6 protein-coding genes are annotated in these 10,300 nt (G+C 69.2%); 2 read left to right on the top strand and 4 right to left on the bottom strand.

The features are described 5' to 3' along the window. Positions 1 to 730: 730 nt before the first annotated feature. Positions 731 to 3,745: an AAA family ATPase gene (locus ACFP3U_RS18710; protein ID WP_380226692.1), complete on the bottom strand. Its 3,015-nt coding sequence runs from the start codon at positions 3,743 to 3,745 to the stop codon at positions 731 to 733. After that, positions 3,745 to 4,899, bottom strand: coding sequence for an exonuclease SbcCD subunit D (locus ACFP3U_RS18705; protein WP_380226709.1), 1,155 nt, complete (start codon positions 4,897 to 4,899; stop codon positions 3,745 to 3,747). Before ACFP3U_RS18705 ends, ACFP3U_RS18710 begins: the two co-directional genes overlap by 1 nt. Before the next feature lie 313 nt (positions 4,900 to 5,212). Between ACFP3U_RS18705 and ACFP3U_RS18700 the strand changes: the two genes are divergently transcribed. Next, entirely contained in the window at positions 5,213 to 7,096 is a 1,884-nt protein-coding gene (locus ACFP3U_RS18700; RefSeq protein WP_380226691.1) for an ATP-dependent nuclease, read from the top strand. On the opposite strand, the gene ACFP3U_RS18695 is transcribed toward ACFP3U_RS18700, so the two are convergent. Next, positions 7,077 to 7,301: a hypothetical protein gene (locus ACFP3U_RS18695; protein ID WP_380226690.1), complete on the bottom strand. Its 225-nt coding sequence runs from the start codon at positions 7,299 to 7,301 to the stop codon at positions 7,077 to 7,079. The two genes, ACFP3U_RS18700 and ACFP3U_RS18695, sit on opposite strands and share 20 nt — an antisense overlap. A 602-nt stretch (positions 7,302 to 7,903) precedes the next feature. Between ACFP3U_RS18695 and ACFP3U_RS18690 the strand changes: the two genes are divergently transcribed. Beyond that, positions 7,904 to 8,152 carry a peptidase inhibitor family I36 protein gene (locus tag ACFP3U_RS18690; protein WP_331742803.1) on the top strand — a complete coding sequence of 83 codons (249 nt, stop codon included), beginning with the start codon at positions 7,904 to 7,906 and terminating at the stop codon, positions 8,150 to 8,152. Between the two features lie 380 nt (positions 8,153 to 8,532). Here ACFP3U_RS18690 and ACFP3U_RS18685 read toward each other — a convergent pair whose 3' ends face one another. After that, positions 8,533 to 9,459: a hypothetical protein gene (locus ACFP3U_RS18685; RefSeq protein WP_380226689.1), complete on the bottom strand. Its 927-nt coding sequence runs from the start codon at positions 9,457 to 9,459 to the stop codon at positions 8,533 to 8,535. Positions 9,460 to 10,300 lie beyond the last annotated feature (841 nt).

Below are 10,300 nucleotides of genomic sequence, written 5' to 3'. Positions count from 1 at the left end.
CGGCAGCGGGCCCGCGCGCGGGCGACAGCCAGCGCCCGGGCGGTGGGTGTACCCGCACCCACCGAAGGTGTAACGCTGGCCGTCAGTCTAGCCGCACCGGTACACAATGTGGGGCCGATTGTTGTAACGAGAACGAGTGAAAGGCGCGCTGTCCGGGGGCCGGCCTCACAGGGCGTGGCCCGGCGCGACACCCGGCGGCCGGGAGGCTCCCAGAACGGGCGGGTCGGGCGGGAGAAACGGATGGCGGACGGAACCCGTGACGGACCTGCAGGGGCTCCGGGCCGGCCCGCGTGGCGGCCGGACAGCGACCCGGGCGGCAGAAGCGGACGGGAGTGGGCGCGGGTGGCCGCCGGGGCACGGCCCGGGATAGCGGCGGCGGAGAAGCCACTCCCCCACCGGACCGGCCGGAAACAGCCCGGCAGCGGGAGGCAGCGGCGGGCCGGGAGAGCACACTCCCCCGCCACCCCGGCCGGAGCCGCAGGGCCGCCGCAAACCACGAGCTGCAGGCTCTGAGCTGGCCTGACGGCCGACGCAACGACGGGCGGAGACTCACGAGCAGGCCGGACGGGGACGACGACCGGGCGGGACGGCGGGACGGCACGCGCGGCGAACATGGGAGGCCTGCGGCCGACACGTCTTGCCAAGCCTCGTACCAGCTGGTCAGGCCCAAGCAGCGATCCCGCTTGCCTCAGCCTGAACCGTCAATCGGGCCGGTTCGGCTGAGGACGGTTCATATGTCTGCGTCGACCAGCGGGTGCACGGTGGAGCCGGCCTGATGGCGCTTCTTGACGTGGAGCTGGGTGGGGATGCGGCGCCGCAGCTCTCCTACATGGCTGACCACGCCAACTGCCCGGTTTCCGGCTCGCAGGTGGTCGAGCACGTCCATGACGTCGGTCAGGCTCTGCTCGTCGAGGCTGCCGAAGCCCTCGTCGATAAAGAGCGTCCCCAGCGGCCGGCCACTGGCTTCCTGGGTCACGACGTCGGCCAACCCCAGAGCCAGGGCCAGAGCGGTGGTGAAGGTCTCTCCGCCGGACAGGGTGGAGGTCTCGCGTTCCACGCCCGTCCAGTCGTCACGTATGCGCAGGCCGAGGCCGGCTTTGGCGCGGCCTTGTCCGGTCTCCTTCTCGTGGCTGTGGCGAAGTTGGTAGCGGTCGTTGGTCATGATGCTCAGGCGCTTGTTGGCCGCGTCCGCGATCTGTTCGAGGCGGCCCGCGAGGACGTACGCCTCCAGCTCCATGCTCAGCGTGTTGACCGCGCCGGTTCCGGCTGCGACGCTGGCAAGACGGTCGACGAGCGCGCTCTCGGCCCTGAGCGGCTCCGCCGCTGCCACACGAGCGTCCAGGTCAGCGGTCAGGTGGGCCAGGTTCTGGGCGCGCTCCCGGGCCTGCTGGAGCTTGACGGCCGCGTCGGTGGCGCTGCTCTCGGCGTGCGCCAGGGCTTCTTGTGCCACTGCAGGGTCGGCTTGCGGCTGGCGGGCTGCTTCGAGGAGTTCTGCTTCGGCGAGGATGCTGTCGACCACCGCGAACTGCTTCCCCCACTGCTCCAGTTGCTCGTGCCACTGCTGCAGCACCGAGGAGGAGGAGAGCGCTGCGGTTGCTTCGTCGAGGTCGGCGAAGCCCGCTTGCATGGTGGCGTCGGCAGTGGTGCGCTGTGTCTCGGCCAGGTGTGCCTTGGCGCTCTCGGTGGCCTGAGCGGCGTCCAGGGCGGTGGCCAGGCAATCGGCAGTGGTGGTCAGCGAGGTGAGCCGCTTGGTCAGTGATGCTTCCTCGGCGCGCGCCTGTGTCAGGACGGCGGCGAGCTGGCTCTCCTGCTGGGCGAGCAGGGCGCTGCGGGCCTGGATCTCGGTCAGCGCTTCGCGGGTGCGGTTGCGCTGGTTCGTTTGTGTCTCGTGCTCGTTCTGGAGGCGTGTCAGTGCTTCTTGGGCGGGATGCAGTTCGGCTGCTTTGGCCCGTGCGCGGTCTTGGGTGGCTGTGGCGTCGGCGAGCCTTGCTTGAAGGTCGGGTACTGGATCGGTTCCGGCGGCCCCGATGGTGCGGGCGTGCTGTGCGGCGAGGTCGCTGCGCAGGTTCATCGCCTCTTCGTGGGCGTTGCGGGCCTCGTCGTAGTTCTCTTGTGCGGTGTCCTCGTCCTGGCGGGTGGGTTGGTCTGCGGCGGGCCGGGCGGGGGCGGGGTGAACGGGTGATCCGCAGACTTGGCACGGCTGGCCGGTTTCCAGCACGGCCGCGAGCTCGCCCGCCATGCCGTCCATGCGGCGCTGCCGCAGGTCCAGCCAGGTCTGCTGTGCCCTCAGCATCTCCTTCTCGCGCTCGGTCTCATTGGTGGTGGCGCGGCTGAGCTTGACGGCGAGGGCGTCGCGTTCGACCGCGGTCGCGAGCTGAAGTGCGAGTGACTTGTGGGTCGCTTCCAGGGACGGCAGCTCTTGGACGGCACGCTCGAGATCGGCGATCTTGCCGGTGTGGTGTTCCAGGGTGTTGAGCCAGTCCTTGAGCCAGGCTTCGGCCTCGTCGTATTGCTCCTGGGCGTGCTCTTCCTTCTCGCGCAGGGTGTCCAGTTGCTCGGACAGGGCCGCGTGCCGCTCCTCCTCGGGCAGCAGGCCCTCCAGTCGTCCCTTCTCGGCGTGGAGTCGTTGCTGGGCCGCCTGCAGTCCGGGGATGTCCTCGCTGGTGTCCTGTGCGTCCAGGAGCAAACGCGCGCGGCTCTCTGCGTCCTTCGCGGCTTTCAGGGCCTTGGTGTGGGCTGCCGTCTGGTCGAGGAGAGGGCGTAGCGGCTCGGCGCGGCGACCGGCCTCGAGTTGCCGGCGCAGGCGCGGGTGGTCGGTGGCGGTCTCCTCCAAAGCGGCGCGCTGGGTGAGTGCCGTTTGGTGCCGGGCTTGCTTCCCCGCCAGGTCGCTGGTCTTGCTCAGGTGGTCCTTGGCGGCTTGGTGGGTCTGTTCGGCCTGCTGCGCTTGTGCGGCGGCGACTGTGCAGTCGTCCTCGGCGGTGGCGGTTAGGCGTCGTGCCCACGGGAGCCAGGCGGTGAGGTGACGCTCGTCGGGCCGGGCGTCGGTGCGGGCTGTCAGGGTGGGGCCGGCCTCCTGGTCGATGCGCTCTGCCAGGAGCAGGATGTGTGCGGTTGCATCGTCGGCCTCACGGTGGAGGGCTTTGGCGCGGTTGGCGAGCCAGACGGTCAGGTCGCGGAAGCGCCGGGTGCCGAACAGCTTGCCGAGCAGCTTGCGGCGTTCTTCGGCGCCCGCGTGCAGGAACGCGGCGAACTCGCCCTGCGGGAGCAGCACGACCTGGCAGAACTGTTCCTTGGTCAGTCCCAGGATGTCGGTGACTTCCTTGTTGGCTTCCTGGTGGCTGGAGGAGATCGCCTGCCAGTGGTGGGCGCCGTCGGGACCGGTGGTGCGCTCCAGGAGCTGGACGGTGGCTTCGGTGGTGGCGATGCCGTTCTTGGCCCGGGTGCTGGGATAGCTCTGCTTGGGCGTGCGCATGATCTTGAAGCGGCGGTCCGCCGCGGTGAACTCCAGGGCGACCGCGGTGCGGATGCCAACTTGGGCGTGGTGGCTGCGCAGACGGTGCTCGGTGCGCTGGCCGGGCACTCTTCCGTACAGGGCGAAGCAGAGCGCGTCCAGGACGCTGGTCTTGCCCGCTCCGGTGTCGCCGTGCAGGAGGAACACGCCCGAGTTGGTCAGTTCGTCGAAGTCGACGGTCTCGGTGCCGGCGAAGGGACCGAAGGCCGTGATGGTCAGGTGGTGAGGGCGCATCAGCTGGCCTCTCGCTCAGCGGCGGCGGTGCGGACCTCTTCCAGTCCCTGCAACAGGAGCTGCTGCTCGGTGTCGGTCGCGTGGCTGTGGGTGGCGTAGCTCAGGAAGTCGACGGCGATCTCGTGGTCTGTTCGTCCCTCGACCCGGGAGCGGAACGTCGTGTCGTCCGCGGGCTGCTCTTCGGCGGTGAAGGTGAGCTTGAGGATGTGGGGAAAGCGCTGCCGCAACTGTTCCATGGCCATGTAGGGGCGGTCCGGGTCGGTCAGGGAGACATGCAGCCAGCACTGCTCGAACCGGGTGTGGTCCGGATCCTTCAGGAGGTCCTTGAGGTTGCCGGTGATGTGGTGAAGCGGTCGTGTCACCGGGCAGGGGATCTTCTCGGCGGTCACGCCGCCGTCGGCGCCCAGGTCGACCAGCCACATCGCCTTGTCGTAAGGGGCCTCGGAGAACGAGTAAGCAATCGGGGAGCCGCTGTAGCGGATACGGTCGCTGATGGTCTGGCAGCGGTGCAGATGTCCAAGGGCGACGTAGTCGGCGCCGGTGAAAACCGCCGCCGGAACGCTCGGGACGCCGCCGGCGCTGATGTCGCGCTCACTGTCGCTGGTCTTGGCGTCTGTGACGAAGGCGTGGGCGAGCACGACGGACCGGGTTCCGGGCCGGGCGGCCAGGTCCGCGCGGACCCGGTCCATCGCAGCGGTGAGCACGGCTTGGTGGCTCGCAGCCTCCGCGCCAAGGCTGACGTGGACCAGGGCGGGCTCGAAGTAGGGCAGGCCGTAGAAGGCTACGGGCCCGTGCTCGTCCTCGACGACGGCGGGGCGCGCGCAGTCGGAGGGATCGGTACGCAGGTGGATACCGGCCCGTTCGATCAGGCGTGCGTTGACTCCCAGGCGCCGCGGGGAGTCGTGGTTCCCGCTGATCATGATCAGTGGGACGCCGAGGCCGGCGAGTTCTTCGAGGACCCAGGTGAACAGGTCGATGGCGTCCAGCGGCGGGATCGCACGGTCGAACACATCGCCGGCAACGGCGACGACCTCGATGTTCTTGGTGCGGACCAGGTCCACCAAAGCTTCGAGGAACGCCCGCTGGGCTTTGATGAGCGACTCGCGGTGCAGGGAGCGGCCCAGGTGCCAGTCGGAGGTGTGCAGGATCCGCATGCGCAGCGACAGTACCTGACGCACGGTCTCCCCCGCGAACGAACTTACACATCAGCTGAGTTCGCTAGTCTCAGGAGACGGTCGGCGGGCAGTGGCTTGGTCGCCGAGGGCCTGTCCTGCACTCATCTGGGCAGGAGCCCCAGCTGGCGGGCCCTTGGGGGCGCCAGGCTGCCCGCGTGGAGTGGGGCGGACGTTCTAGGATGGTGTCCCTCACATCATCACAGTTATGTGCCAGCAGAACTGACGGTGCGGCACCCCTGTCGCAGTGGTCGTTGGTCGGGTTGGCCCCCGGAGCCATGGAGCGGTCGAGGCAGTGCACCTGAAGAGCTTCAGCATCAGCGGGTTTCGATCGCTGACCGACGTCGCCGACATCCCGGTGAGCAGGCCGACGATCCTGGCCGGGCACAACGACGGGGGCAAGAGCGCCGTGCTCGACGCGCTGGCGTTCCTGCTGGGCAAGCGGTCCCTGTCCGACGACGACCGCAGCTACAGCGGCACCGACACCGAGCAGGAGCCCGGTGAGGGTGCCGGCCGGATGCCGAGCACGAGCGTGACCGGGGTGTTCCTGCTGGACGAGTGGGAACAGGGCGCGTTCGACCTGCCGGCCGTGGTAAGGGCGCGCCGGTGGGCAGCTCTGGAGGCTTCGCCGCTTCTCCAGGTGTGGGGACCAGTGCCCGACGACGAGCGACTGGCGGACCTGTCGCGGCATCTGGTGCCCGCGTTGAAGGCGTTGGTGGCGGAGCTGGGGCTGGCACCGCTCTCGCAACGGCGGGCCGACCTAGAGGCAGCGTTGCGGCAGTACGCCGCCGGGCACTCCGCCGAGGGCTGGGGCCCGGCCCCTGGCGGCTTCGACAAGCGCATGCCGGCGTTCCTGCCGTTCGACGGCAAGGCCGCACGGCCCGACGACCAGATCAAGACCGCGCTGAGCGGCCGCTTCCAGCACCACATGGCCGACCCCGAGCTCAAGGGCCGCCTGGGCGCGATAGAGCTGGACATCCAGGAGCGTCTTCGGATCGACGCCAAGTCGCTGTGCGAGCACATCCAGGACCGGTGCCCCGACCTGGCTGAGGTCTTCGTGGAGCCCGAGGTGTCCTTCACCCAGGGCTTCCGCGGCGCTCCGCTGCGCATCGCCCGCGCCGCCGGAGAGCCGGTCGGGCTGGAGCGGTCGGGGCTGGGCAGCAACCGTCGCGTGTCCCTGGCGATCTGGGAGTGGAACAACGAGCTGCTGATAGAAGAGGAAATCACCGCCGCGGCGGAGGACTCGGCCGACGACGGGGAACCGGTGGCTCCGCCCGTGCAGACCATCGTGGTCTACGACGAACCCGACACCCATCTGGACTACGGCCACCAGCGGCGGATCATGAACCTGATCCGTGAACAGAGCGCACTCCCCCACGTCAGCGTCATGGTTGCCACGCACTCGATGAACCTGATCGACGGCGTCGACATCAGCGACGTCGTCCATCTGAAGCTGGAGAACCACCGCACCATGGTGGAACGGCTGGGCGCGGGCGTGGTCGGCCCGGCCATAGACATCCACCTGGGAAAGATCGCCGTCGCAGTCGGACTGCGGAACACCGTGCTGCTCCACGAGCGCTGCTTCCTGGCGGTGGAGGGCGACACCGAGCAGCGCGCCTTCCCCGTGCTGTTCCGGCTGTGCGAGGGAATGTCGCTGCAGGCCGCCGGCATCGCCCTGTGGGCGTGCTTCAACAATGAAGGCGCGCTGCACCTGGCCCGCTACCTCGTGGAGTGGGATCGGACGGTAATGCTCGTGGTCGACGCCGACAGCCGCAATGTCAGCAAGAGCATCTTCAAGGAGGCGAAGCTCACCCAGTTCTTCGGGACCAGCGCTGACCGGTACGTGAAGTTCCTCGGCGAACCGGACCATGCCGCCGAGGGCCAGGAACGCTACAACGAGCTGGAGGAGATCTTCACCGACCCAGTGTGGGCGAAGGTCGCCAACAAGGCCTGGCCGAAGGAGGAGGGCGAGTGGTCGGCGTCCGATTTCACCGCGCTGCGCGCCCCGGGCAAGAAGTTCAGCGAGCAGGTCAAGGAGCTCCTTCAGGTCGGCAGCCCGCAGGGACCGGGTGGCAAGCCGGACATGATGTACACGCTCGCCGCCACGCTGGACACCCCCGATGACGTCCCTCTCCAGTTGCGCTCGGTCTTCTCCGAGCTCAGGACGCTAGCGGGATGATCGCAGCCGACAGGGCCTGCCCGTCGGGCCGCTGACGGGCCCGGCGGGCCTGCATCCGCTCCTTGCGCTGTTCCAGCGTGGGCGGCTCCCACGTGTGCCAACCAACGGGCGGCTTCCAGCGCTGCATGTGCTGGCGCTCCTCCACACCGCACCAGCGGCAGCCGCCGGGTGAAGGTATGTGCACGTCGAGACCCTTCGCGGGCATGTCCACTCCTCTCGCGACGTCTTCGATTCTGCCCCCTGGCACTGACATCACGCGTGCAGGCGCATGGCCAAAGAGTCGGCCGCACACGAGGGTGCTGAGCCTTCGGTCAGGTCAGCGTCGCCGTCGTGGTCGGGCCCGCGGGCGGATGCTGCTCACAGCACGCTCCTGGGGAGCTCGGATTGGACCCACGAGCGCAAATGGCGGCTTCCGGTCCCCGAGTACCTGTGGCTCGGGCCCCTGGTCGACGCCCCGTCCTGGACGCCTGCCCAGCCGACCGGCAAGTACATCAGCCTTGAGACGGGACAGTCCTCAACGCCAGGCGCGCCTGATCAGCGTGTCATGCTCTACTCCCCTGCGGTCTCGCCCGTCCACCGCACCCGAACGCCGCCAGCGCCGGGATCCAGCGCGTCGGTGGGGTCTTCGAACGCGAGCACCCTTCGGACAGCTCCTTCGCGTGAATCCCGGTCCCCGGCCGCATGCGGAGACGGTTCGGCGGCACAGGTCCCTCGAGACCGTTCGTGCTCCACTCCGTCTGCCGCCCGGCGACGCTTGCCGTCAAGCCACCACCGAGGCACGCGAGGTACTACCGAAGGGACCATCACATGCGCAGCCTGCGTGTCCGTTCGTCGTTGGCGTTCACCGGTGCGACCGTTGCTCTGGGAACAGTGCTGGTCGGTGCGGTGCCGGCCCAGGCCGCTCCGGCGCAGCTCCGTGACAAGATCGCCTGTCCCCGTGGGTTCGTGTGCATCTATCCGGAGATCGACTTCGTGGGGCAGCCGTACGTGAAGCGGGCCGTCGACGGGAGTGTTCGGCATCTGCCGGACTACATCCGGGGGCGAGGAGCTCGGTGATCAACAACAGTGGCCGGACGGGCCGGCACGTGTGTGTGGGGCGCGAGGGAGGGTCGATCAGCGACCTGCGCTCGTACCAGCTCAACGATGTCACGCACTCACTGAAGGTCAACGACACGCTCTGCGGAGCATAGCCGGGCAGCACAGGCAACTGGTCGGCCCCGTTCGTGGCCTGCTCTGGACCTGCGGCTGGGCCCGGGGCCGAGGTGCGGCAGACCCCGAGCCAAGCCTGGGCCCGGCGCGCGATAGCGCCGGGCCGGGGGTGGGCTACCGCTTGAGCCTGGCGCGCAGGGCTCGGTACGTGGCGGTGCCGACGGCGAAGGCGAGGGCGGCGCCCAGGCCGCCGAGGAATTCGGGCAGCGCGGCGTACAGAATGTCGATCACCGGGTCGCCTCCGCCGCAGCCAGCGCGCGCTCGGTGTGGCGGTCGCCGAGGCGGTGCAGCTTGCGCCGCACACGCTCGCCGTAGGACTCGGGCAGGCCGCCGCCGGCGGCGGCCTGGCCCCAGGTGTCCCCGCTGCGGGCCCAGCGGGCGGCGACGGCGGCCTCGTCCGGTTTCAGCCCTCGCAGGACGGCGTGGATGCGGGCGTCGCCGATCCGGTGCTGCAGGGCCCGGTCCTCGGCGGTGAGGAGGTCGGCGAGCAGGTCCTGGACGGTCAGGCCGTCCTCACCGATCGCGGTGCCGGTAAGGAGGACCCGTCGGCTGGGGGTCTTCCCTCCTCCACCGGTCCTCCGTTCCCACAGCGGGGTCCATCGTCGGTGCTCGGCGGCGGTATAGGCGTGCAGGACGGCCAGCAGTTCGGGGTCGGTCAGGTAATGACCGAGGCAGTCGACCCAGTCGCCGAGCAGGCCGCTGATAACGGCGTCCCGCCACTCCTCGGGCCTGGCGCGTCCGAGCACATTGCGGGTGAAGTCGTCGACGGTCTCGTGGTCGCCCTCGATGGCGGCCCACCGGGCGGCGAGGGCTACCAGGAGCATCTGCTTGGTGGGCGGCACCACCCTGTACACACCGAACGCGACGTGGACGTAGCGGGTGAGCTCCTGCTGGTCGTTCACGGCTTCGACCGTGCAGCAGGACCACATCGTCTCGATGAAGTCGTAGGGATCGTCTGTGAGATGGGAGTCGACGCGCCCCGTCTTGCCGAACGTGAAGTCGACCCTTCGGGGTGACCACTCGATCTCGGCGAGGCCGACCTGGACGAAGAAGCCGTCGAACTCGAATCGGTCATCGACGCCAGCAGTGAGTATCCACTTGGAGAGTTCATCCCCGAAGTGCCGACCCCCGGGCCTGGGAATGGCGCACTTCACGGCTTGGCCACTCCAGCCCCTCGACTGCGCGAGCGCAGCAAGCTCGGGCGGCAATGCGCACGGCTGGTCCGTGGTGGTCATCTCTTCTCCTCCGATCCGTGGGGATGAGGCTCCCTCACCCTCGGGCTCGGCAGGGAACCGGAGAGGCAAAGAATTTTGACTCGAACTGCGTGATCTGCGTCACATGGACTGAGGCTGTGATTGCGTCGGCAAGGTTGCCTCCTGCCGCTCAACGGATGTCATCTCATCCGTCACCGAGCGCCGAGACCACCGCGTGAACACGTGGGCGGTCGCCCAGGTGGTCCGTTCCACGAGGACAGGGGCAGCTGTCGCAGGAGCTGGTGGTAGCCGGTGGAGTCCCGCACGAGCGACTCCAGGTGGAGAACAGCGACGACCGCGGCGAGGCCTTCCTTGCTGGTAGTGAGGGTGCTGCCGGGATCCGGGGACCGGGACGGCGCCGGCCAGGGCGTTGCGCAATGCCGGTGCGTCGATCCCGGGGAGGGCGTCGGCCTCGGCCGAGGCGAGCGCGGAGCGCAGGATGTCGATGTCGGTGCCGCGGACCTTGAGCCCCTCCGGGGCCGTAGCGGGTTCCGTTGTGGGGTCGGGATTCTCCTGGAGTTCGCGGTAAGTCAGGACGGTCCGGCCGAGCGGGGTGATCCGGGCGGCCCACTCCGGCCGCGCGCCGTCGGCGGTGAGCTTGTCCAGGACGTTGTCCGGCGCGAGGTCGCACAGGCCGCGCTCGGCGACGTCCCGCACGGCCGCGCCGGCCCGCTACCGCTTCTCCAACGGCCTTTGTGCCCGTCATCCAGGCACCCGACGGCTACTCTCCGAGGTCTTCGAG

Source organism: Kitasatospora misakiensis (assembly GCF_042656005.1).
Taxonomy (GTDB): domain Bacteria; phylum Actinomycetota; class Actinomycetes; order Streptomycetales; family Streptomycetaceae; genus Kitasatospora; species Kitasatospora misakiensis.
The sequence above is the reverse complement of the archived record's forward strand: the minus strand, read 5'-3'. Positions and strand labels throughout refer to the sequence as shown.

What these genes read in the sequence shown, in the direction of transcription:
- ACFP3U_RS18710 (WP_380226692.1), bottom strand. Translation starts at nt 3,745, where the DNA reads ATGCGCCCTCACCACCTGACCATCACGGCCTTCGGTCCCTTCGCCGGC.
- ACFP3U_RS18705 (WP_380226709.1), bottom strand. Translation starts at nt 4,899, where the DNA reads ATGCGGATCCTGCACACCTCCGACTGGCACCTGGGCCGCTCCCTGCAC.
- ACFP3U_RS18690 (WP_331742803.1), top strand. Translation starts at nt 7,904, where the DNA reads ATGCGCAGCCTGCGTGTCCGTTCGTCGTTGGCGTTCACCGGTGCGACC.
- ACFP3U_RS18695 (WP_380226690.1), bottom strand. Translation starts at nt 7,301, where the DNA reads ATGCCCGCGAAGGGTCTCGACGTGCACATACCTTCACCCGGCGGCTGC.